We start from the raw sequence: 22061 nt of genomic DNA, 5'->3' as shown, positions 1-22061 counted from the left end.
TTTTAGGCTTCTCCTTTTATTTTGAAATGGATACAATGTCCAAATGGATCCTCAACTTGTAATATTCCATCCTTATACGTAGCAATCTTGCCAATATTTTTTAAACTTTCACATACTTGCTCTTTTTGTTTTTCGTCTGCTAGTACAATTGTGAAATATTTCAAGCCAACGGAATTTGGCATTTGCGGTGGTACTCCTTCACCTTGCCACGTATTTAAACCGATATGGTGATGATAACCACCTGCCGATACGAACAACGCTCCATTACGAGCTGGAATCGTTACTTCAAAGCCAAGACCATCCACATAGAAACGTTTTGCTTCTTCCAAATCAGCTACATGGAAATGAATATGTCCCATCACAGTACCAGCTGGAAAGCCATTCCATGCACTTCCTTGCTGCAATAATTCTTCACCAGCTAACGGGTTACTAACAAATGGTAGTTCTCCATTCTCATCACGCCAAACTTCTTTTTGGCGATCATGATAAATTTCAATCCCGTTTCCATCTGGATCAGCTAAATAAAGGGCCTCACTAAAGTAATGGTCAGCTCCGCCGTGCAGCGGATATACCATTTCTACAAGATGGCGAAGGATATTCGCTAAATCCTGTCTGCTTGGTAATAAAATTGCGTAATGATATAAACCCGTTCTCCCTCTTTGCTTTGGTAATGCTTCTTTCTTTTCTTCAATGATAAGGAGTGGTTCGTTATTTTCATTCCCAAATGTAACGACCATTTCATCTTCTTTTAGTACTTTCATACTTAGTACTTCTGTATAAAACTCTAGTGATTTCTTTATATTTGATACATATAAATGAACAACATCAAGTGTTGTATCGGGATGAAGTTGAAAACTCATCTTGTTAGCCTCCCATTTAAATTAGTTCTTCTTTGACATTTTCTCTTTTAAAAAATTATCTACAAAACCGTCTGCTTTCGCAACAAATAAGTACGCACCCATTGCTAACAATGCAAGTTCTAATTCGAAGCCAGGATTTTTTCCATCTCCTAATAAACCAGCTGACCATTTTACTTTTACGATTGCTCCCACCATAACAAGTGCAAATAATAATCCAATATATCTTACACCTAAACCTAGAATTAACAATATACCACCAACTAATTCCGCTGTTGCTACACCGTATGCAAGTCCTCCTGGTAAACCAATGCTTGTGAACCACCCTGCAATATTGTCAATCCCCGATTGGAATTTTGTTAAACCGTGCATAAAGAACGTTACCCCTAACACGATACGAATAATTAAGTTACCGATATGTTGATTCATTTCTTTCTCTCCTTTATAGTTTTCTTATACAAAACTTTTATTTACATTACAAAACATACACTAATTTTTTTTATTCGTCAATTCATTTTCACTGGGAAAAAATATATTTTTTTTGCTATGATACAAATAGTTGTTTACAAAAAGGAGCTTGATTTTATGAATATTGGTTCTGCAATACGTGAAATTCGTCAACGTAGAGGCATAACAATCGCACAAATTTGTGAGGGAACAGGTCTTTCTAAAGGATTTATGAGTCAGGTTGAAAATAATAAAACATCGCCATCTATCTCAACTTTAGAAACGATCTCCAATTTTTTAAACGTTCCCCTTCCCTATTTATTATTAGAACAAAAAGATCGGTTGAAAGTTGTCAAAAAGGTAGAGCGTAAATACAGTGTATACGGAAAAGATGAACAAAGAATTGAACATGTTGCAGAGCAAGGTGGCCTTCGCTTAAATCTCGTAGAAATTCCTGCTGGGTTTCCGAAAGAAAATACACCAAATGCCCATGAAGGGGAAGAATGTCATCTTGTATTACGCGGAAAACTAGAAGTTCAACATGGAGAAGATATTGCAATTGTAGAGGAAGGGGATTCTTTCTCCTGGAATGCATGTGTTCCTCATATCGTTCGCAATATAGGAGAAGAAACTGCATTATTACTCATCTCTAGTCATGCAGAAAATCGAAAACGTGTTTATTAAATAAAAAAGAAGCCTGTAAATCAGGCTTCTTTTTTATCCCCTTATAACGCCATAGCTTGTCCCAACTAGTACAGTCTTTTCGTGTTGATTGCGATAAACTGACTCGATTGAAACCTTTTTGTATCCTTCCATCTGTTCAATATTTGTTAAAGTTAATTCACAAGTGATCGTATCTCCTGTAAAAACCGGTCTAATAAACTCACTTACTAATTCTCTTGCTATGTAATGTAATTCTTCGCCTACTTTCGTTCCAATACTAGCAGTCAATAAACCATGAACCATTAAACGTCCATTTTCATCATATTCCATATGATGCCTACCTTTATCTCCTGTAATATTTGCAAATTCAAAAACCTCTTCCTCAGTAAATCTTCTTTCGTATTTAAATACATCCCCAACTTTTATACTCATTTTTATCCCCCTGATAATAAACAGAATTTTCTTTCATTTTATCATAAAATGAGCCTCAGTTCATTTTCTATTACAAAAAGAATTAGAAATACTTATAACTGTACTCTTTCTTTTTTTTCGCTCATTTACCGATGACCATCTTTTTTTGCAACTTGATATCCATAATAAGCGCATGTTCCATTTCTTGATAACTCTCTCACCTCAAAACCACAACTTCTATAAAAATCAAAATTGTTTGCAGATGTATGCGCAAACCAGTCACCGTGTGGCAGTTTTTGCAAGCAAAGGGCGACAAGCTTCTTACCTAATCCCTTCCCTCTATATTCACACTTCACAACTAAATTTACTATGTTCGCGACCATGATTCCATCAGAAATGACTCTAACCATGGCTATCATCTCTTCTTCATCCCAAATTGTGAATGCCCATGTTGAATTTTCAAATGCTATCGTGAATTTTTCAATTTGCCAAGAAGGGATATTATCATTGCTCCAACCGGCATCTTCGAACAAAGCTTTAATTGCATATGCTGGCACACCATTCGTTCCCTCGCGAATAATAAGTCCATTATGGTAAATATACATGTAATCCCCCCTTTATTTTTATATACCATTCTTCAAAAGATGCAATTTACCTTTTTTCATCGAACGCGCTTAATGGAATAAACGAGTACATCCATCCCATGAAATGAAGTTGTTTTCTCATAACTAAGCCCTGTTTTTCTAGCAACAAATATTGAGGCGGGATGGTCCGGATTAATAAGCGAAATTAATTTATTCATTCGTAACGCTTGGAAGCCATAGTCTCGAAACGCTGCTGCTGCTTCTTTCGCATACCCTTTTCCCCAATACTGAGGTAGTAACCAATAACCAATTTCAATTTCTTCTTTTCCACCTATCTGCTGCTTTACTAGTCCTGCATGACCAATTCGTATTCCCGTTTCCTTTTCAATCAATACAAATAAACCGAGACCGTTTTTATAGCTCGGAATCACCCACTCCTCCAAACTTTTTTTACATTGCATATATGTTTTTAACGTCCCATTTCCAATATAGCGCATTACCTTCTCATTTCCCCATAGTGAAGCGTAGAACTGTAAATCATCCATTGTATATTTGCGAATTTGTAAACGATCTGTATGAAACATATCTGCACTCCTTCCCACGAATTTGTACTTAACTACACGATTATGTTTTGTATATATACTAAATGTTACTATCTATTATAAATGAACCAAGGGCAAAATACAGAATATTCAATCCTAAAAGAATCTAAAAAAGGCAGTAGAAAAATATTGTCTACTGCATCCATATCATAACTAGCATAACGAAAACTACAATTGAGGGGGGTGTAGGATTTTCAAATATACTAGATACTTATCCCGTTCTAACGGGCGGTAAACTTTTCAATTATATGAAAGTGAAAAGTTTACCGCACATAAGAACCTTTGCGGTCATTAAGAGAGCACTGTTAAGTACTCAAATACACGCTGTGCTTTTTCCCCGCCCATTCGTGCATGTTGAAGAAGGGAAATACCATGTGGACCAGATGCACGTAATGCTTCTGGTTGTGCTACTAAAATAGCTTGTACAACTTCTAATTCTCCAAGCATAGCGGCCGCGAAAATATCCATTCGAGCACCCTTTTCTAGTAAATAGAGAGCAATATCTTTACGACCTACATGTGCCGCTGCCCCTAACGCACTTTCCCAATCTGATCCGCCCCAATTGTAAGAGGCATGAAGTAAGCTTGGGGATTCAGCCAACAGTTCTTGTACTTTCTCTAAATCTCCGTGAGCTGCCATAACAAATTCTCTTACTAACTCAGTGGTAATACATTCTTCTGTTCGCATCTTGCTCCTCCTTTTTTAGAAATTCGTTTTGGTGTGAAAAATGGCTTGTCGCTACCTTGAAAAATATCTACATCTATGCCGAATACACGTTGAAACATTTCATGACATAACACTTCTTCTGGTATACCGTCATACTGAAGCTTCCCTCGCTTTAATACGAGTAAACGATCACTATATTGAGCCGCTTGGTTAATATCATGTAAAACCATTACAATTGTCATACCAAACTCCTCGTTTAATCGTTTCACAAGTTCCATTACTTCCAATTGATGGACGATATCCAAAAAAGTTGTTGGTTCATCTAATAATAAAACATTTGTACGTTGTGCTAGCGTCATTGCAATCCAGGCACGTTGTCTTTCTCCTCCTGATAAAGATTGCAAAAGACGATATTCATACCCTTCAAGATTTGTAACAGACAATGCCCAATCAACAATTTCTTCATCTTCTTTATTTAAGCGACTGCTCCATGATTTATGAGGGCCTCTTCCGAATTCGATTAATTCTTTCACTGTTAAATCTAATTGATGATCATGCATTTGTGGTAACATCGCTAATTGCTTCGCAACATCGGCACTTTTCATCGTATGAATACTTTTTCCATCTAAAATGATATCCCCTTCGCTTTGTTTAAGTAATCTTGCCATTAAACGAAGCAAAGTAGATTTCCCCGACCCATTCGGTCCAATTAAACTAACGATCTCTCCAGCTTTAATATGTACATTCATATTTTGCATTTGAAATCTTTCAGAATGTGCGTAAAACACTTTGTTAACGGAAATCACGTTGCTTTCCTCCTCTATGAATTAAATATAAGAAGAACGGACCACCTAAGAAGGATAATAAAATACCTACAGGCAATTCAATTGGATCGAACCAACTTCGAGCTATCGCATCCGCGAAAACAAGTAATATCCCTCCGCCAAGGCATGACAATGGCAGTAAATATTTATAGTCATTTCCAACTAATAAGCGTAACATATGTGGTACGACAAGACCGACAAATCCAATAAGACCAGAAACACTAACCGCAATTCCAGCTAATAATGTGCTTACTACTATTAAATAAAACCGGCTTCTCTCCACGTTATAACCTAATAATTTCGCCATTTCATCTCCAAGCATTAATACTCGAATATGCTTAATACCAAAGAAGGCTAGTATAATAGCGAATATTGCATAATAAATAATCATGTTTAAATGTACCCAACTTACACCACCAATGCCGCCTGCTAACCACGGTAACACGGATTGTACTTTGTCACTATGTAATAACATTAACGCTGACGTCGCTGCACCAATTAATGCATTAATTGACACCCCTACTAAGACAATTCTTGAAGGAGGTGCCCCTTTTTGCCATGATAAAGCATAAATGACCATCGCCGTTATGAAAGCTCCTAAAAACGCACCGAGCGGTAAAAAAGCCATATGCTGAGGGAATAAAATCATAATTACAATTGCTACAAGGCCTGCTCCAGATGAAACCCCGATAATACCAGGATCTGCAAGAGGATTTCTCATAACCCCTTGTAGCAGTGCACCAGATGCTGCTAAACATGTTCCCACTATAAATCCAACGAGCACTCTCGGTATACGAAGATCCCATACAATTCGATGAACTGTCGAACCCTCATCTTGTATGCCAGCTAGAATTTCTCGTAAAGAAAAGGACAAACTTCCTGCAAAAAGACCGTAAAAAAGACCTAGAATCGTTAATACAACTAAAGTAACTGCTATTATCCATCTTTTTTTCGCAAAAGGATGTTCCTTTTCCCTTACTACTTCACTACTTTCCATACTTATCATTTCCTTACATCTTGTATACTTTTATACATAAAGTCCATCGCTTCTGTAACTTTTGTTCCAGGATTTGATCCAAATAAGTCAGGTGGCAAAATAACTACACGATTTTGTTTTACTGCATCTAAATTTTTCCACGCTTCATTTTTCATCATTTCGCCTTCAAATGCTTTTTTAACGCTATTTGGATCTCCATGTGTAATTAAATAAATCACATCTGGATTTGCCTCAATAATGCGTTCTACGCTTAGTTGCGCATATTGCGGATATTCCTTCATTTCTGGAAAATCGGCTGCAATATTTTTTCCACCTGTTTTTTCTAAAATATCACCTGATAAAGATGTTGGTAATGCTGCTAAATAAGTGCCTGGTGCTCCATACACTAGCAATGCTTTCACATCGCTCTTTTTCTCATATTTCTTTATTTGATCATTAATTTTTTGGTTAAGTTCTTTTGCTTTATCTTCTTTCTTCATTACCGTTCCATATATTTCAATATTCTTTTGAATATCTTGTACAGAGTTCGCAGAAGAAATTATTACTTTCGTTCCTTGTCCTTCAACCGTTGGAACATTCTTTTGAAATCCATTGTTAGCAATAAGTACATCCGGTTTCAAACTAGCAATTTGCTCAAAATTCGGCTGATGTGCATTCCCGATTACTTGTACTTTCTTTAACTCCTCTGGAAGAGTTATTTTTGTATCTGGACGACCTACTATTTTTCCACCTAAAGCATGAATAATATTCATGTCCCCCATACTTAATGTTGCAAAACTCTCTGGCACTTTATCAAATGTTACCTTTCTTCCTGACAGGTCGGTAACTTCGATTTTCTCTTTTCCTTTTTCTGTTTTTGTTGCAGATGCTTTTTCGTTTCCTTTTGCACTGCAACCGATTAATAAGAAAAAAATAGATAAAATCGCTGTGAATAGCGCAATAGATTTTTTCATTCTTCCACCTCTAACTGATAATGATAATCATTAACTACTATTCTACTTTAATTGATAAGGATTATCATTGTCAATATAAACCGCATACATTTTTTACAAAAAACAAAGAGCACTACAAAAAGATTCGTCCTTTTCGTAGTGCTCTATTTCATAATATTCATTCATTTCCCTCTAACTGATCTCGTATCACTTTCACACGCTGAAAGAAAAAGAATGATAAACTTAAAAATATAACGATGCTTCCCATCATAACAAAAAATTGTATTGTTTCTTTTGCTCCATTCGGAATCAATAAACCAACCATTAACAATGTACTTACCGCGAGAAGAATTTGTCCGAACCGAGTATAATCTTCTATTTTTTCTTGTAATTCTTTCATTATATTCTCACTCCTCCATTTCACTGTATCATATTCTCTTAAACTTAAAGACAAGTAAATACAGCCATTCTGGGAGATGTTTTCCAAAAGAAAAAGAGCCGCTTTATTGCGACTCTTTCATAACCATTACTCTCCTTTATATGCTTCCATATAAATTTCTTTCAGCTCTGAAATGAGAGGTAATTTTGGATTAGCTGTTGTACATTGATCTTCAAAAGCTCTTTCTGCTAATAATCCAACAACCTCTTCAAATTCATCTTTAGCAACTCCTTGTCCTGCAATACTCATATTTATATTTAAGCTTTTTCCAAGCTCAATAATTGCCTGGACGAGTGATTCCACACCTTCTGTTGTTGAACTTGCTGGAAGCCCGATTGTTCTCGCAATATGTGCATAGCGTTCATCAGCTACAAAGTGCTCATATTTTGGGAACAATGCGTGTTTTCTTGGCTTAATAGCATTATAGCGAACTACGTGCGGCATAAGAATTGCATTCGCACGTCCATGCGGAATATGGAATTCTGGTCCAATTTTATGTGCTAAACTGTGATTAATACCTAGGAAAGCATTTGCAAATGCCATCCCTGCGATTGCAGAAGCATTATGCATTTTTTCGCGTGCTTCTTCATCATTTCCATCTTTAAATGCTCTTGGTAAGTATTTAAATACAAGATCAATGGCTTTTAATGCTAATCCATCTGTATAGTCATTTGCCAGAACAGACACATACGCCTCGATTGCATGCGTTAATACGTCCATCCCAGTGTCTGCTGTTACATGTGGTGGTACTGTCATTACAAATTGTGGATCAACAATTGCTACATCTGGCGTTAATTCATAATCTGCAAGTGGATACTTTATATTATTTTTCTTATCTGTAATAACCGCAAATGGTGTCACTTCTGATCCTGTTCCTGATGTTGTTGGAATGGCAACAAACTGTGCCTTACTTCCTAATTCCGGATATTTACATGTACGTTTTCTTATATCTAAAAACTTCTGTTTAATTCCATAGAATGTTGTTTCTGGGTGCTCATAGAAAAGCCACATCCCTTTCGCTGCATCCATAGCTGAACCACCACCAAGTGCGATAATTACATCTGGCTTAAAACTTCTCATCATTTCCGCACCTTTAAACACTGTTTCATCTGATGGATCTGGCTCAACCTCAAAGAAAACTTCAACTTTTACATCATTTGCATGTTTACGTAAATAATGTGTAACCGTATCTACATATCCGTGCTCAACCATTCCTGGATCCGTTACAATAAATGCGCGTGAAATGTTAGGCATATTCGCTAAATATGCTGTCGCATGTTTTTCAAAATAAATTTTGGGTGGTAATTTAAACCACTGCAAATTCTTTTTTCTATTTGCCAACCTTTTTATATTTAATAAATGCGTCGCTGTTACGTTTTGAGAAACTGAGTTTTTCCCGTAGGAACCGCAACCAAGCGTAAGTGATGGAATAAATCCATTATATATGTCGCCGATTCCACCTTGTGAGGAAGGGGCATTTACAATAAGGCGGCAAGCTTTCATGCGTAATCCAAATTGCTTTTGCACTTCTTTATTTACAGAATGGATGACTGCTGAATGTCCTAAACCACCGAGGTTTAACATTTCTTCGCAATATGTAAATCCTTCTTCTAATGAATTTGCTTTTACACAGGCTAATACTGGACTCAGTTTCTCACGAGATAGTGGATAGGCTGCTCCGATACCTTGAATTTCAGCTACAAGCATCTTTGTATTTTTAGGCACAGTAATTCCAACTAATTCGGCAATATACTGTGCGGATTTCCCTACAATATCACTATTTACTGCACATGTATTTTCATTAATAACAAGTTTTTCTAATTTTCTTCTCTCTTCCTCTGTTACAAAGTAACAATTGTTTGCAATCATTTCTGTTTTCACATCATCATAAATTTTCTTATCTACAATGATTGCTTGTTCTGATGCACAAATCATACCGTTATCAAATGTTTTTGATAAAATTAAATCATTAACGGCTCGTTTTATATGCGCTGATTTCTCTATATAACATGGTACATTACCAGGACCTACACCTAGCGCTGGTTTTCCAGTAGAATAAGCTGATTTCACCATACCTGCTCCTCCAGTTGCCAAAACAAGTGCAACACCTTCATGGTTCATTAATTGTTTCGTTGCTTCGACAGAAGGTCTTTCAATCCACTGAATACAATGTTTTGGTGCCCCTGCCTTCACCGCTGCATCATATACTGTTTTCGCCGCTGCAATGGAACAGTTTTGTGCTGAAGGATGAAATGCGAAAATAATTGGATTTCTCGTTTTTATCGCAATCAATGCTTTAAACATTGTTGTCGACGTTGGGTTCGTTACTGGCGTTACCCCAGCTACTACACCGACAGGTTCCGCAATTTCTATTATTTCTTCATGAGGATCTTCGTGAATAATCCCTACTGTTTTATCTTTCTTTATGCTATGCCAAATATATTCAGTAGCAAAAATATTTTTAATGCATTTATCTTCGTATACACCACGCCCTGTTTCTTCAACAGCCAACTTTGCAAGTGGCATATGTTGATCAACACCTGCTAATGCCATTTCATGAACAATGTTGTCAATTTGCTCTTGTGTAAAGCTTTCTAATGCTTGTAAAGCCTTCCGACCGTTATTCACTAACGTATCAATCATCTCTTTTACTTCCTGCATTTCATTTACAACTTTCTCTTTGACTACCATGTAAATTCCTCCTATTCTGCTATCTTGGACTAAATAAGACCCTATAGGTCGTAATCAGTCCCGATTAGCGCAAAAAAAATAGAGTTGCTTTCCTACATGAACCTCATTGTTTGTGAAATATTTCACAAGTTTGTTCGTGAGTAACACTTCATGAACTTAATATACATGAAATCATTTCATTTGTGTATGTCTATTTTGTGAAATGTTTCACAAAATAACGTAATAAAAATGCACTGCCTATATTAGCAGTGCATTTTTATTATGCTAGCGCTTGTGCTAGATCTTCAATTAAATCTTCGCCGTCTTCAATACCGACAGAAATACGAATTAATGTATCTGTAATTCCTAATTCCTTGCGGCGATCTGCTGGGATTGATGCATGTGTCATTTGAGATGGAATAGAAATTAAACTTTCTACTGCTCCTAAACTTTCAGCAAGTGTAAAGTATTGTAATTTCTCAAGTACTTTATTTAATGTTTCTTCGCTATCTACATCAAATGAGATAATAGCGCCAAATCCATTTGCTTGTTCTGTTGCTAATTCATGGTTTTGATGTGACTCAAGACCTGGATAATATACTTTATTTACTTTTGGATGGTTATTTAAAAACTCAGCAATTGCACGTGAATTCGTTTCATGTTCTTCCATTCGAATTCCTAATGTTTTTAAACCACGAAGTAGTAAGAAGCTATCTTGTGGGCCAAGAATGCCTCCTGTTGAATTTTGCACAAAGTGAAGATCTTCTGCTAATTGCGGGCTATTTACAACTACTAGACCTGCAACTACGTCACTATGACCTCCTAAATATTTCGTTGCACTATGAAGTACAATGTCTGCTCCTAAAGAAATCGGCGACTGCCAATATGGCGTCATGAATGTGTTATCAATAATTGTTAATAAATCTTTCTCTTTAGCAAGAGTAGATATTTTTTTAATATCAGTAATTTTTAGTAATGGATTCGTTGGTGTTTCTACATAAACCGCTTTCGTATTTGGACGAATCGCTTCTGCAACTTCCTCTAAGTTTGTTGTATCTACAAATGTATGCTCAATACCGAAACGGTTTAATACTTTCGTGATAACGCGGTACGTTCCACCATAAACATCATCAGTTAAAATAACGTGGTCACCTTTTGAGAACAACATAATTGTCGCTGTAATAGCAGCCATTCCTGAGCCAAATGCAAATCCCGCATGGCCGTTTTCTAATACAGCAATCATTTCTTCTAAAGCTGCACGTGTTGGGTTACCTGTACGTGAATATTCATATCCTTGATGTTTACCAACTGCTTCTTGTTTGTACGTACTTGTTTGATAGATCGGTACGTTTACAGATCCAGTTGAAGGTTCTCCTATGCGAATACCATGAATTAACTTTGTCTTTGCTCTCATTTTTATTCCCATCCTTTGTATATGTCTTTACTTAAATAGCGCTCACTACTATCGGGAAAAATCGTTACAATATTTGTACCTGGTGCCGCTTTCTCTGCTTCAAGTAAACTTGCATGAAATGCTGCTCCTGAAGAGCTCCCAACAAGCAGTCCTTCTTTTTGCGCTAATTCCTTCACTCGTAAAAATGCATTTCGATCAGAAATTGTATGAATTTCATCAAAATACGATGTTTTCAAAAATGGCGGGATGAATTCAAGGCCAATCCCTTCCGTTTCATGTGAACCAGCTTTACCACCATTTAAAATAGATCCTTCTGGTTCCACAATAACCGTTTTTATATCTACATTTTTTTCTTTCAAATAAGATGCAGTCCCCATGAATGTACCACCAGTTCCTGCTCCTGCAACAAATATGTTAATCTCTCCGTTCAATGCATCCCAAAGTTCAGGACCTAATGTTTTGAAATAAGCACGAGGGTTTGCTTCATTTGCAAACTGACTTGGAGAGTATGAATTCGGTATTTCATTTACTAACTCTTTCGCTTTTGCAATTGCACCGGTCATTCCTTGCTCAGTCGGTGTATGCACGACCGTTGCGCCTAGTGCTTTCATTAATTCTTGTTTTTCAATACTAAATTTCTCTGGTACACAAACAATAACGCGTAAATCATGTTCTAACGCTGCAAGTGCCAGTCCAATACCAGTATTTCCAGCAGTCGGTTCAATAATTGTTCCACCCTGGGTAACAAGCCCTTTTTCTAGCGCATCTTCGATTAATTCTCTTCCTAAGCGATCCTTAACGCTTCCACCTGGGTTATAAAATTCAAGCTTCGCAAATAAACGGACCCCTTCTGGAAGTGAAAAACGAGTAATTTCTACAATTGGTGTATGACCAATTAACTCATGAACTCCACGATATACATTCATCGTGTTCTCCCCCTTATTTGCCAATAAAGAAAAGGCAACTGTATGTATTTTCTTTATATGAGACAGTTGCCTTTTTGTTACATTACTTTAACTCTTCTAGTACTTTTACAATAAAGTTTGTAGAATGAAGAGCTGCTTGATCTAAAAATTGATCAAATGAAACATTAGACTCTTTACCAGCAATATCAGAAAGTGCACGAATAATAACAAACGGAACTTCATATTGGTGGCATACTTGTGCAACAGCTGCTGCTTCCATTTCTACTGCATAAAGGTCTTCAAATTTATCACGAATTGCTGCAACGCGGTTTGGATCACTCATAAATGAATCACCTGTTGCAATCATACCTTTTACAACTTGAATATTTTCTTCTGCCTGCATACATTTCTCAGCTAATGCAACTAATGCTTCATCTGCCTTGAATCCAGGCGGCATTCCTGGTACTTGACCATACTCATAGTTAAATGCTGTAACATCTACGTCATGATGACGAACTTCTGTTGAAATAACTACATCTCCAACATTTAGAGAATGATGGAATCCACCAGCTGAACCAGTATTAATTACTTTTTCAGGCTTATATCTTTCTAATAAAATTGTCGTTGACATCGCTGCATTTACTTTACCAATACCAGACTTTAACAAGATTACTTCATGTCCTGCTAATTGTCCTTTCGTAAATTCACAACCCGCAACCGTTTCTGTTTCTGCTTGTTCTAATTTGTCACGTAAAATACGTACTTCTTCTTCCATTGCTCCAATTACAGCAATTCTCAATCTAATCCCTCTTTCTATTGCTTAGTTGCCTCCATTACCCAAACGAAATGATTTAATCTCGTAAACGTTACATGGAAACCATTGTTTTCAAAAATAGACTGCATGACCGGAATACGTGTATAGTATTCCGTTTGCAAATCGTTTGCTAACTGATGAAAACCTCTTTGTTTTGCTGTTTCAACAGTTTTATCATATGCATCTTGATCTGCAAATATCGTATCAGCAAACACTATTTTACCACCTTTGTTTAGCAATTGACTATACTTCGCAATCGCTACATTTTTTTCATCATCTGTTAAATGATGAAATGCATAGGTGCTTACTATGGTATCAATTGAATTTGGGACTTCAAACGAAAGAAAATCACCTTCTGTAATGGAAAACTCTTTTGGCAATTTCTCTTTTGCAATCATGCGCATTTCACGTGACGGCTCTATACCGTAAACTGTGCGGCCAGCAAATAATAATTTATTTGTTAAATTGCCAGTACCAACACCAAATTCTAAAACATTACCAAATGACTTGTTAACTACATCCTCTAGAATGTCCTCATAACGGGCGAAAACTTCTTTATATTGTATATCTTCGCCTTGTACAAATGAGTCGTACGTATGAGCCCACTCATCAAATAAACCATTAAATTCTGTCCCCATAAAAATTCCCCTTTTTCTTATCGGTTTTATCAGTATGATATTCCCTCTTTCGAAAAATGTCAATTGAAATGTACGTGGTATTTCCTTCTTTTCTTTGTTACACTATAGTTGATTACATAGGAGAGGGGCCGTCTTCATGTCATTTACCTTTGAAATGTTAGAAGATAAAGTAGAATTTTTTGAAGCGGGAGACTTAGCTTCTTTAGAACGAAAAATTAGTGAACAAATCGATAATAATAAAGCACTTATGCTTGAAGTTCATCACATCTCGCATCAAATGGTTATGGATCCCGAAAGCAAAAGACCATATTATAGCGCGGTTGTTCATTTTAAATTAAAGAAATTACGCTAACTAAAAAAGAGAAGCTCCTTAGGAGCCTCTCTTTTTTAGTTTAGGTTTTGAACAAGTACTGGTTTCCAGCCCTCATTTTCTACCCAATCAATATTCACATAATATTTTTTTCCTGATTGTTTATCTTGTACGTTACCGTAAGCTTTATTCTTACCGTTATTTCCAATTCTATGGATAACTAATTGCTCTACTGGAACGTCAATTGCAGCTGAAATAGCTTGATTCATCTCATTCCAATCTGCTGTACCTTTTTTAAACGTCATCGCAGGTGTCGCACCTTGCTCTGTACCTACTGGCTTCCAAGAAGATTTCGTATAAGCGTCAGTTGCCTTTGGCTGTGTTTTTTCAGCTGGTACTTTCTCGTTAGCTTTCGCTTCTTCTTCAGCTTTTTTCTGTTCTTCGTCAGCCTTTTGCTTCTCTTCTTCCTTCTTCTTAGCATCTACCTTATCTTGCTCGTTCTTCTTCGTTTCTTCTTTACCTTTAGCTTTCTCAGCCTTATTCTCTTTCGTTGTTTGCTGAGCTACTTTTTTATCACTAGAAGACGCTTGTTCTTTTCTTTCAGGAACAAACAATTGATATGATACAATAGCTACTAATATTAATACAATTGCAATTGCAATATTTAAAACACCGTTTTGACGACGTTTTTGTTGTTTCTGTTGGAATCTAGATCCTCCTGCCATTCTTCAAACCTCCATGCAGTTTTTCATACTTGCTATTGTAACATTAAATCTAGAAAGGTTGAACATTTACAATAATATTTTCACGAAATGAAAACATTTCACTATGAATTGCAAGATTACTTTTCATTCTCTAATCGATAGATTGATTCTACGATAGCTTTGAAAATAGGTGTAACTTTATTTACATTGCTATTCGTTTCTATATCCACGACAACTAAAGCATATCTTGGATTTTCATAGGGAAAATAACCTGCAAACCAACGATTCACTTTCGTCCCTTTTCCTGTTTGCGCTGTCCCAGATTTTCCGGCGACACTTAGTGGTAACGACCTGAACGCTGCTCCTGTTCCTTTCTCTGTTGTTACAACGCCCCTTAATAACTCTTGTAATGTTTTCACCGCTTCATACGAAAGCTGTTTTCCATCTAATGTATGGTCTTCAAATGTATAAAAGTCTGTTCCATTTTTATACATTATCTTTTCAACAGCTTTCACTTCCATCTTTTCTCCATCTCTAGCAATCGTCGCCATCATATTTGCAATCGCTAGAGGTGACATGCGTACATCTTTCTGTCCAATTGCTGTTTGCGCTACCGCCTTTTTACTACTCTTATTTCCTTCACTTTCCCAAATGGTAACACTCTTCTCCTCTGGCATCTGCTCAAAATGAGTTGTATGAAATACAGAACCTTTCCATCCAACCTTACCAGCGCCTCCTAAAGCTGCTACGTAAGTTTCTAACACCATCTTATCCTTTTGCATTAGCTCGTTACCTAACTCTGAAAATGTCCTGTTACAGCTTCTAGCAAAGCTCTCTTTAAAACTAAGTGTACCCATCATAACTTGTGGGTGTTCTTCACCATATAAATCTTTATTACAATTAAATGTACGATTAAACACATTTTCATTTTGATCAATCACTGCCGCTGCAACTATTGTTTTAAAAACAGAACCGGGAAAATGTGGTGTTAACATTTGATTTTCAAGTGTAGTTTTATATAAACGCTCATCTTTCACCTGTACAGATGGTTTACTGACCATCGCTAAAATTTCATTTTTCTTTACATCAAGTAACACTAATCCCCCCTTCTTTATTTCGCTTGCTTCAACCACTTCTTCTGCTTTTTGCTGTAACCCTTTATGTAAAGTAGTTTGAATCGTCACTGGATAAAATGGATTTCCAGGCGACGTATATTTCGCTTGTTTTCCAAAAATCGGTTCTCCTTGTCGGTCAACCTGATACAATACTTTTGCCTCTCCATCGGTCAAAAGAAATTCATCAAACGATTGCTGCAATCCTGAAATGCCAATTGGCGTTTGCTTTGAAATTTTTCTTACTTCTCCGTATCGTTTTTGAAATTCTCGTTCATTCTCACCCACATCGCCAATTAAATGATTCATCACGCCTGTTTGCCGTAAACGAACTTCAGCTGCTACAATACCTAATACATTTAATTGATTGACCTTCTCCATCTGCTCTCGTGCCAAGCGAAATGGCCCATTTCCTCTTCGCATGATAAATGCACTTTTCTTATCTTTCATTTGACTTTCAATCTCTTGTCTCGACACACCAATGATATGCGCAATTTTCTCTAACATGTCATTTTTTATTTGTAGAAATGGAAAAACAATTAAAACAGGATACTTTTTCTCACCTATTTCCTTACCGTTCCGATCTATAAAATGGCCTCGTCCATCATCTACCGTAATGGATTGCGTCCGTTGTGTAACACTTTTTTCGATTAAATTTATCTTGCGACTAGTAAATGATTCCGTACCTATAATTTGTATTTGAATTAAACGACAAAGTAATATAAACATGACACATATAAAACAAATTAAAACAATTGTAATTCTCCGCTTTATTTTCATAAAAAAACACCTCGTCTATTGTAGTTTAGACGAGGTACTATTTTATTTATACAAGCCCTAAATTAAAATAGGTATTATATATGCTATTATTGCTTCTTTGGCTTCTCTAGAAATTTCAGAAGAAGCGATCTAAATTCTGTTTCATTCACTCCATTATTTTTGGCAACTTCGATTACAGTAGTTGTTACGTTAGCCGCTACTTTTAAATATTCCTTACTTAAATTATTCATTTCATTTCTTTTTTCTTTTGCATTCTCGACTGTTACAGAATCAATACAAACAATCATCTTATCTACAATTTGTAAGTAATTATTTTGTGCATCTATTATTTTTTGAATATCATCTTTATTACTTACTTTCGATTGTTTTAAATATGTATATGCTTGATTCACTTCATCCTTTAAAATTTTATCATTATTCTTCGCCTGTTCTTGCAACATATTCTTCATGTCATCTATTGTTTTTTGATCCATCGAATCTCGCAATAAATAATCTGGATTCCCAATCGCATAATCGTACTTAATTGTTACATCTTGAAATATTTTCATGACAATAGCTAATTGATATGCTAAATCAAATTCATCAAATTCCTTTTTTTCTCGTGGATTTTCTACGCTTTTTGAACTCTCAGTTGCTCTAGTATCCTTTTTTTCTTCTTGCTTTACTTTTTCGCCCTTCGATGATGTAGTTTCCTCATTCGTTCCGCACGCAGCAAGCGCTAATATAGATATACTACAAACCAGTCCTGTAAAAATTCTATGTTTCATAATTATCCCCTTTTCCCCTTTAAAACCTATAGTTCCTAATTATGATATCAAAGCTTCAGGTGATTTTTTGACATTTTTTGTCGAACCATTCGAATGTTTATACAATTTTTTCGTTCTACAAATAAAATAAAAAAGATTCTCCCATCGGGAGAATCTTTTTTATTTTACAGAGATAATCTCTACTTGCATTTCTCCACCTGGAGTTTGGATTGCTACCTTCTCACCAATTTGCTTACCTAATAAGCTTTTTGCAATTGGAGAATCGTTAGAAATTCTTCCTTCAAATGGATCTGCTTCTGCGCTACCTACGATTGTGTAAGATTCTTCATCTCCACCTGGTAACTCTTTAAATGTTACTGTTTTACCTAATGTAACAACTGTAGATTCTTCACCGTTATCTGTGATGATAACTGCGTTACGAATCATGTTTTCTAATTGTGTAATACGTCCTTCTACGAACGCTTGCTCATCTTTTGCTGCATCGTACTCAGAGTTCTCAGAAAGATCTCCGAAGCTACGCGCAATCTTAATTCGCTCTACAACCTCTTTACGTTTTACCGTTTTTAAATCTTCAAGTTCGTTCTCTAGCTTTTGCTTACCCTCTTGCGTCATAGGGTATGTTTTTTCTGTTGCCATATTTTCCACTCCTTTTATATACCAATCCCCCGAAAAAAAGAGGAGTTCCATATGAAAACTCCCCCACTTATATGTATAGCGGAGGTTTCTAGCACGCCTGTACTAGCGGAGTTGTCACATACAACCCCGTATTCCCAATTCTTCTTTATATAAAGAAGATATGTATGGAAAGTTGATATAAATATGCCCTCACCTATATATAGATGAGGTTGCATGTTTCATTGTATTCGATAGGACGGGAAAAAATCCCTTCCTATCGTATATCTTTTACTATGCTATTACAAATTTACTTTTTGTTCAAGAATTGTTGCAATTTTTGTCACCATAATATCAATTGCAACATGGTTTTGTCCACCTTCAGGGATAATAATATCCGCAAATTTCTTAGAAGGCTCAATAAATTGATTGTGCATTGGACGTACAACACTTACGTATTGATCAATAACTGAATCCATCGTACGACCGCGCTCTTTAATATCACGCTGCATGCGGCGTAAAATACGAAGATCTGCATCTGTATCAACAAATAGCTTAATGTCCATTAACTCACAAAGACGTGGGTCTTCTAAAATAAGAATTCCTTCTAAAATGATTACATCTTTCGGCTCAACTGGAATAACTTCTTCTGAACGCGTATGCAATGTATAGTCATATACAGGCTTATCAATTTGCTCATATGCAAGTAACTGCTGCAAATGTTCAATTAACAGATCATTATCAAACGCAAGCGGATGATCATAATTTGTTTTTAAACGCTCTTCCATTGGTAAATGGCTTTGATCTTTGTAATAATAATCTTGCTCTAAGATTAAAATAGAATGACCTTTAAAATGGTCAAAAATCGCTTTCGTTACACTCGTTTTACCTGATCCCGAACCACCAGCAATTCCAATTACAACAGGCTTATTCGTCCCCATTCGACTATCAACTCTTTCTTATTGAAGTATGCTTTTGCGCATCATATTATTCACATACACTGGTTGATCCACTTTGAATTTCACGATTTGCAACGGATGTCTCGCTGCATCTAATTCGTTTCCATCCTCATCCCAAATTTTCTCCACCGTCTGCGTAAAGTTTTCTATTTCTGGCCCAAAGAACTCCACTTCATGTCCTGGTTTGAAATGATTACGTTGCTCAATCGTTACGATGCCCGTTTCTTCATTATAATCTAACACTAAACCAGCGAAATCATACGTTGTTTTCTTACTATGATTTCCAAACATTTGCTCTTGATGTCCTGGAACCCCTTCAAAGAATGCAGGAGCTGTATCACGATTTGCACATTTATCCAGCTCATCTAACCATTCTTGTTTAAACTCAAAGTTATCCGGATCCGCACAATATGCATCAATTACTTTACGGTATACAGTCGCTACAGTCGCTACGTAATGGATTGATTTCATACGTCCTTCAACCTTTAAACTATCAATTCCAATTTCAATCATTTTCGGAATTGATAAAATTAAATTTAAGTCTTTTGGACTCATTGCAAAGTGAGCATCTTCTTCTTGGAATAGAGGCAGCTCTTTTGCATCTTTATGTTGTGATACTGTTTGAACCAAATCATAGTCCCAGCGGCAAGATTGACAACAACCACCACGGTTAGAGTCACGTGCCGTCATATGGTTACTTAACGTACATCTGCCTGAATATGCGATACACATTGCACCATGGACGAATGCTTCAATTTCAATATCCACTTTTTCTTTAATTTCTTTCATTTCTTCATAGCTTGCTTCACGAGCTAATACAAGACGATGTAAACCTTCTTCTTTCCAATACTGTGCTGCTTTCCAGTTGGATAGTGATTGTTGTGTACTTAAATGTACTTCAACAGAAGGCGCTACACGTTTACAAGTCTCAATAATAAGCGGATCAGCAACGATAATTCCCGTTACGCCAGCTTTTTCAATCCCTTTTAAATATTCCTCTAGCCCGTCCATATTTTCATTATGTGCAAAGATATTTGTTGTTACATATATTTTTGCTCCATATTTCTTTGCAAATTTCACACCTTCTGCCATTTCTTCCAGTGTAAAGTTACCTGCATTCGAACGAAGACCAAATTCTTGTCCACCTAAATATACAGCATCTGCCCCATAATGGATAGCTACTTTTAATTTTTCTAAGTTACCCGCAGGGATTAACAGTTCAGGTTTCTTCACAATAACGCGTTTGCCATCGATTACTCGTGAAATTTCTTGTACAGTCATTTCCTACACCCTCCTCGTTTAGTAAACCGTCTCTTTAAAGAAGAATCCTGTATCTAACGGACGATTTACCGGTTGCATTTCTTCTATCTCTTTATATAAATCGGCTTTCACGTCATAATACGCATCACGATCTTCTACACATAAATCAATTGCTTTACGATATTTCTTCGTTACCTCAATAATGTATGCAGAGCTTTTTAGTACACCATCAATTTTTAAGCTATCTACTTCACCATCAATTAGTTCCTCTAATTCATCGATGAAACAAATATCGTTTGGACTCATAATATGAGTACCATTTTCATCTTCATAAATTGGATATTTATTGTTACGCTCTGGGTCATATAAGAACATATTCTCTTCATATTTTTTCTTTTCAATGTCAAGATTACGCCCTTGATACTCAAAGTAGTTTCCTACTAGCGAACGCTTTGATTGGAACATGCAAGTCATACCGTGAATTTGTACTTCAAGCTCCACTTCAGCATTTTCTTTTAATTCAACAATTTCATCTAAGCTAAGCTCACGAGCTAATACAGCGCGTTTTGCTCCTCTTTGTCCCCAGTAGTTACAAGTGAACCAGTTTGTTGCTGTTGTTTCTGTATTCCAGTGCAACTGCATATTTGGCGCTACTTCGCGAACGGCCATTAATACTGCTGGATCCCCGAAGACAATTGCATCTACACTTACTTCGTTTAAAAATGCAACATAATCTGTTAATTCTTCTACTTTATCGTTGTGGAACATAGCGTTCATTGCTACGTATACTTTTACACCATTTTCATGTGCAATCTTCACAGCTTGTTTCACATCTTCACGTGAAAATTCCCCTGCTAAACGTAAACCAAACTTTTGCTCACCGATCATTACCGCATCTGCTCCTGCTTTCGCAAGAGGTTCGATATCCGCCACTTCTTTTGGCGTTACTAACAATTCAGGTTTCTTCATACCTTGGTCACCCTCTCTTTTTACTAACAGCTACTCCATCACCAATTGGGAAAATCGTTGTATCATATCCTTCATGGTTCATAAGCCATTCATTGTACGTCTTAATACGACGGATTAAACCACGTGTACGTCTGTTTTCAATTTTCTCTTTTGTCGTCACAAGACCATGGTACATAACATTATCTGAAATAATTACGCCACCAGGATTTAATAACGGTTCATATAAGTCAAAAAAGCGACGATATTGTCCTTTTGCTGCATCAATAAAAATAACATCAAATGTTCCATGTTCTTCTACTTGTTCGCCTGTTTCTAACGCATCACCGTAAATAACGGAAATACGCTCTTTAACTGGTGAACGGTCTATATATTCAAGTGCTTTTTCATATCGCTCGCGATTGCGCTCAACTGTCACAATGCGAGAATTTGGAATAGCTTGCATCATACGAATACTAGAATAGCCAATTGCTGTACCAAGCTCTAAAATACTTTTTGGTCCAATTAAACGTAAAAATTGCAACATAAATTCCATTCCAAGTCGATCCATAATCGGCACATGATTTTCTTTCGCATAGTCTTCCATTTCAAGAATTAATTTATCTTTTGGATCAATAAATGATAATAGGTACTCGTTAACTGCATCCTCCATAATGGTCCTCCTTATTTACATGGAGAAGTGCCTCTATGACGTCTTTTCACACATAGAATGCAATAAAAATACAAGC

Annotated in this window: 25 protein-coding genes; 2 read left to right on the top strand and 23 right to left on the bottom strand. The window is 36.4% G+C overall.

Features of this window, described 5'->3' with window-relative positions:
* Positions 1-2: 2 nt before the first annotated feature.
* On the bottom strand, positions 3-860 hold the full coding sequence (locus ACUN28_RS07270; RefSeq protein WP_016086201.1) for a VOC family protein: 858 nt from the start codon (positions 858-860) through the stop codon (positions 3-5).
* 21 nt (positions 861-881) lie between these two features.
* Positions 882-1286 carry a DoxX family protein gene (locus ACUN28_RS07265; RefSeq protein WP_016086200.1) on the bottom strand — a complete coding sequence of 135 codons (405 nt, stop codon included), beginning with the start codon at positions 1284-1286 and terminating at the stop codon, positions 882-884.
* Positions 1287-1442: 156 nt separating this feature from the next.
* Between ACUN28_RS07265 and ACUN28_RS07260 the strand changes: the two genes are divergently transcribed.
* Positions 1443-1988: a helix-turn-helix domain-containing protein gene (locus ACUN28_RS07260; RefSeq protein WP_001020700.1), complete on the top strand. Its 546-nt coding sequence runs from the start codon at positions 1443-1445 to the stop codon at positions 1986-1988.
* A gap of 33 nt (positions 1989-2021) precedes the next feature.
* Here the strand turns inward: ACUN28_RS07260 and ACUN28_RS07255 are convergent, their stop codons facing one another.
* The 13 genes from ACUN28_RS07255 to ACUN28_RS07195 all read right to left on the bottom strand — a co-directional run bounded on the left by ACUN28_RS07255 (position 2022) and on the right by ACUN28_RS07195 (position 13863).
* On the bottom strand, positions 2022-2399 hold the full coding sequence (locus ACUN28_RS07255; protein ID WP_000025009.1) for a MaoC/PaaZ C-terminal domain-containing protein: 378 nt from the start codon (positions 2397-2399) through the stop codon (positions 2022-2024).
* A gap of 125 nt (positions 2400-2524) precedes the next feature.
* Complete coding sequence (locus tag ACUN28_RS07250) at positions 2525-2983, bottom strand: GNAT family N-acetyltransferase (protein ID WP_016086199.1); 459 nt, start codon at positions 2981-2983, stop codon at positions 2525-2527.
* Positions 2984-3039: 56 nt separating this feature from the next.
* The gene (locus tag ACUN28_RS07245; protein ID WP_016086198.1) at positions 3040-3546 is read right to left on the bottom strand and encodes a GNAT family N-acetyltransferase; all 507 of its coding nucleotides are present in this window, start codon (positions 3544-3546) and stop codon (positions 3040-3042) included.
* Between the two features lie 309 nt (positions 3547-3855).
* Entirely contained in the window at positions 3856-4251 is a 396-nt protein-coding gene (locus ACUN28_RS07240; RefSeq protein WP_001258431.1) for an ankyrin repeat domain-containing protein, read from the bottom strand.
* A complete protein-coding gene (locus ACUN28_RS07235) occupies positions 4218-5036 on the bottom strand; it encodes an ABC transporter ATP-binding protein (protein ID WP_016086197.1) in 819 nt (272 codons plus the stop codon). Before ACUN28_RS07235 ends, ACUN28_RS07240 begins: the two co-directional genes overlap by 34 nt.
* Positions 5023-6051 carry a FecCD family ABC transporter permease gene (locus ACUN28_RS07230; RefSeq protein ID WP_016086196.1) on the bottom strand — a complete coding sequence of 343 codons (1029 nt, stop codon included), beginning with the start codon at positions 6049-6051 and terminating at the stop codon, positions 5023-5025. The genes ACUN28_RS07235 and ACUN28_RS07230 overlap by 14 nt, the downstream gene beginning before the upstream one ends.
* Before the next feature lie 5 nt (positions 6052-6056).
* Positions 6057-7004 carry an ABC transporter substrate-binding protein gene (locus ACUN28_RS07225; protein WP_016086195.1) on the bottom strand — a complete coding sequence of 316 codons (948 nt, stop codon included), beginning with the start codon at positions 7002-7004 and terminating at the stop codon, positions 6057-6059.
* Positions 7005-7161: 157 nt separating this feature from the next.
* Positions 7162-7383, bottom strand: a complete 222-nt coding sequence (locus ACUN28_RS07220) for a YrhC family protein (RefSeq protein WP_016086194.1) — start codon at positions 7381-7383, stop codon at positions 7162-7164.
* Positions 7384-7509: 126 nt separating this feature from the next.
* Positions 7510-10113 (bottom strand): bifunctional acetaldehyde-CoA/alcohol dehydrogenase, encoded by a 2604-nt coding sequence (adhE, locus tag ACUN28_RS07215; RefSeq protein ID WP_016086193.1) that lies wholly within the window; start codon positions 10111-10113, stop codon positions 7510-7512.
* 259 nt (positions 10114-10372) lie between these two features.
* On the bottom strand, positions 10373-11506 hold the full coding sequence (locus tag ACUN28_RS07210; protein WP_016086192.1) for a bifunctional cystathionine gamma-lyase/homocysteine desulfhydrase: 1134 nt from the start codon (positions 11504-11506) through the stop codon (positions 10373-10375).
* A 2-nt stretch (positions 11507-11508) separates the two neighbouring features.
* Positions 11509-12432 (bottom strand): O-acetylserine dependent cystathionine beta-synthase, encoded by a 924-nt coding sequence (locus tag ACUN28_RS07205; protein WP_016086191.1) that lies wholly within the window; start codon positions 12430-12432, stop codon positions 11509-11511.
* 82 nt (positions 12433-12514) lie between these two features.
* The gene (mtnN, locus tag ACUN28_RS07200) at positions 12515-13210 is read right to left on the bottom strand and encodes a 5'-methylthioadenosine/S-adenosylhomocysteine nucleosidase (RefSeq protein WP_001217038.1); all 696 of its coding nucleotides are present in this window, start codon (positions 13208-13210) and stop codon (positions 12515-12517) included.
* Between the two features lie 14 nt (positions 13211-13224).
* On the bottom strand, positions 13225-13863 hold the full coding sequence (locus ACUN28_RS07195; RefSeq protein WP_016086190.1) for a class I SAM-dependent DNA methyltransferase: 639 nt from the start codon (positions 13861-13863) through the stop codon (positions 13225-13227).
* 136 nt (positions 13864-13999) lie between these two features.
* Between ACUN28_RS07195 and ACUN28_RS07190 the strand changes: the two genes are divergently transcribed.
* Positions 14000-14215, top strand: coding sequence for a YrzA family protein (locus ACUN28_RS07190; RefSeq protein WP_000010984.1), 216 nt, complete (start codon positions 14000-14002; stop codon positions 14213-14215).
* A gap of 35 nt (positions 14216-14250) precedes the next feature.
* Here the strand turns inward: ACUN28_RS07190 and ACUN28_RS07185 are convergent, their stop codons facing one another.
* From ACUN28_RS07185 to ACUN28_RS07150, 8 genes are all read right to left on the bottom strand, one after another.
* The gene (locus ACUN28_RS07185) at positions 14251-14898 is read right to left on the bottom strand and encodes a YrrS family protein (protein WP_016086189.1); all 648 of its coding nucleotides are present in this window, start codon (positions 14896-14898) and stop codon (positions 14251-14253) included.
* Positions 14899-15014: 116 nt separating this feature from the next.
* Entirely contained in the window at positions 15015-16769 is a 1755-nt protein-coding gene (locus ACUN28_RS07180) for a peptidoglycan D,D-transpeptidase FtsI family protein (protein ID WP_016086188.1), read from the bottom strand.
* Between the two features lie 86 nt (positions 16770-16855).
* A complete protein-coding gene (locus tag ACUN28_RS07175; RefSeq protein ID WP_016086187.1) occupies positions 16856-17536 on the bottom strand; it encodes a hypothetical protein in 681 nt (226 codons plus the stop codon).
* A gap of 159 nt (positions 17537-17695) precedes the next feature.
* Positions 17696-18172, bottom strand: a complete 477-nt coding sequence (gene greA, locus ACUN28_RS07170) for a transcription elongation factor GreA (RefSeq protein WP_000179964.1) — start codon at positions 18170-18172, stop codon at positions 17696-17698.
* Positions 18173-18450: 278 nt separating this feature from the next.
* Positions 18451-19089, bottom strand: a complete 639-nt coding sequence (gene udk / locus ACUN28_RS07165; RefSeq protein WP_000537082.1) for a uridine kinase — start codon at positions 19087-19089, stop codon at positions 18451-18453.
* 18 nt (positions 19090-19107) lie between these two features.
* Positions 19108-20388: a peptidase U32 family protein gene (locus ACUN28_RS07160; RefSeq protein ID WP_000217975.1), complete on the bottom strand. Its 1281-nt coding sequence runs from the start codon at positions 20386-20388 to the stop codon at positions 19108-19110.
* Positions 20389-20406: 18 nt separating this feature from the next.
* Positions 20407-21336, bottom strand: a complete 930-nt coding sequence (locus ACUN28_RS07155; protein ID WP_016086186.1) for a peptidase U32 family protein — start codon at positions 21334-21336, stop codon at positions 20407-20409.
* Between the two features lie 7 nt (positions 21337-21343).
* On the bottom strand, positions 21344-21985 hold the full coding sequence (locus tag ACUN28_RS07150) for an O-methyltransferase (protein WP_016086185.1): 642 nt from the start codon (positions 21983-21985) through the stop codon (positions 21344-21346).
* Positions 21986-22061 lie beyond the last annotated feature (76 nt).

The sequence above is a fragment of the Bacillus sp. WC2507 genome (genome assembly GCF_052656125.1).
The sequence above is the reverse complement of the archived record's forward strand: the minus strand, read 5'-3'. Positions and strand labels throughout refer to the sequence as shown.

Bases quoted from the DNA above. Each gene is read 5' to 3' on its own strand.
- ACUN28_RS07220 (WP_016086194.1), bottom strand. From the start codon at position 7,383: ATGAAAGAATTACAAGAAAAAATAGAAGATTATACTCGGTTCGGACAA.
- ACUN28_RS07255 (WP_000025009.1), bottom strand. From the start codon at position 2,399: ATGAGTATAAAAGTTGGGGATGTATTTAAATACGAAAGAAGATTTACT.
- ACUN28_RS07210 (WP_016086192.1), bottom strand. From the start codon at position 11,506: ATGAGAGCAAAGACAAAGTTAATTCATGGTATTCGCATAGGAGAACCT.
- ACUN28_RS07175 (WP_016086187.1), bottom strand. From the start codon at position 17,536: ATGAAACATAGAATTTTTACAGGACTGGTTTGTAGTATATCTATATTA.
- udk (WP_000537082.1), bottom strand. From the start codon at position 19,089: ATGGGGACGAATAAGCCTGTTGTAATTGGAATTGCTGGTGGTTCGGGA.
- ACUN28_RS07270 (WP_016086201.1), bottom strand. From the start codon at position 860: ATGAGTTTTCAACTTCATCCCGATACAACACTTGATGTTGTTCATTTA.
- ACUN28_RS07265 (WP_016086200.1), bottom strand. From the start codon at position 1,286: ATGAATCAACATATCGGTAACTTAATTATTCGTATCGTGTTAGGGGTA.
- adhE (WP_016086193.1), bottom strand. From the start codon at position 10,113: ATGGTAGTCAAAGAGAAAGTTGTAAATGAAATGCAGGAAGTAAAAGAG.
- ACUN28_RS07195 (WP_016086190.1), bottom strand. From the start codon at position 13,863: ATGGGGACAGAATTTAATGGTTTATTTGATGAGTGGGCTCATACGTAC.
- ACUN28_RS07240 (WP_001258431.1), bottom strand. From the start codon at position 4,251: ATGCGAACAGAAGAATGTATTACCACTGAGTTAGTAAGAGAATTTGTT.
- ACUN28_RS07150 (WP_016086185.1), bottom strand. From the start codon at position 21,985: ATGGAGGATGCAGTTAACGAGTACCTATTATCATTTATTGATCCAAAA.
- ACUN28_RS07160 (WP_000217975.1), bottom strand. From the start codon at position 20,388: ATGACTGTACAAGAAATTTCACGAGTAATCGATGGCAAACGCGTTATT.
- ACUN28_RS07155 (WP_016086186.1), bottom strand. From the start codon at position 21,336: ATGAAGAAACCTGAATTGTTAGTAACGCCAAAAGAAGTGGCGGATATC.
- ACUN28_RS07190 (WP_000010984.1), top strand. From the start codon at position 14,000: ATGTCATTTACCTTTGAAATGTTAGAAGATAAAGTAGAATTTTTTGAA.
- greA (WP_000179964.1), bottom strand. From the start codon at position 18,172: ATGGCAACAGAAAAAACATACCCTATGACGCAAGAGGGTAAGCAAAAG.
- ACUN28_RS07230 (WP_016086196.1), bottom strand. From the start codon at position 6,051: ATGGAAAGTAGTGAAGTAGTAAGGGAAAAGGAACATCCTTTTGCGAAA.
- ACUN28_RS07205 (WP_016086191.1), bottom strand. From the start codon at position 12,432: ATGAATGTATATCGTGGAGTTCATGAGTTAATTGGTCATACACCAATT.
- ACUN28_RS07250 (WP_016086199.1), bottom strand. From the start codon at position 2,983: ATGTATATTTACCATAATGGACTTATTATTCGCGAGGGAACGAATGGT.
- ACUN28_RS07245 (WP_016086198.1), bottom strand. From the start codon at position 3,546: ATGTTTCATACAGATCGTTTACAAATTCGCAAATATACAATGGATGAT.
- ACUN28_RS07225 (WP_016086195.1), bottom strand. From the start codon at position 7,004: ATGAAAAAATCTATTGCGCTATTCACAGCGATTTTATCTATTTTTTTC.
- ACUN28_RS07260 (WP_001020700.1), top strand. From the start codon at position 1,443: ATGAATATTGGTTCTGCAATACGTGAAATTCGTCAACGTAGAGGCATA.
- ACUN28_RS07185 (WP_016086189.1), bottom strand. From the start codon at position 14,898: ATGGCAGGAGGATCTAGATTCCAACAGAAACAACAAAAACGTCGTCAA.
- ACUN28_RS07180 (WP_016086188.1), bottom strand. From the start codon at position 16,769: ATGAAAATAAAGCGGAGAATTACAATTGTTTTAATTTGTTTTATATGT.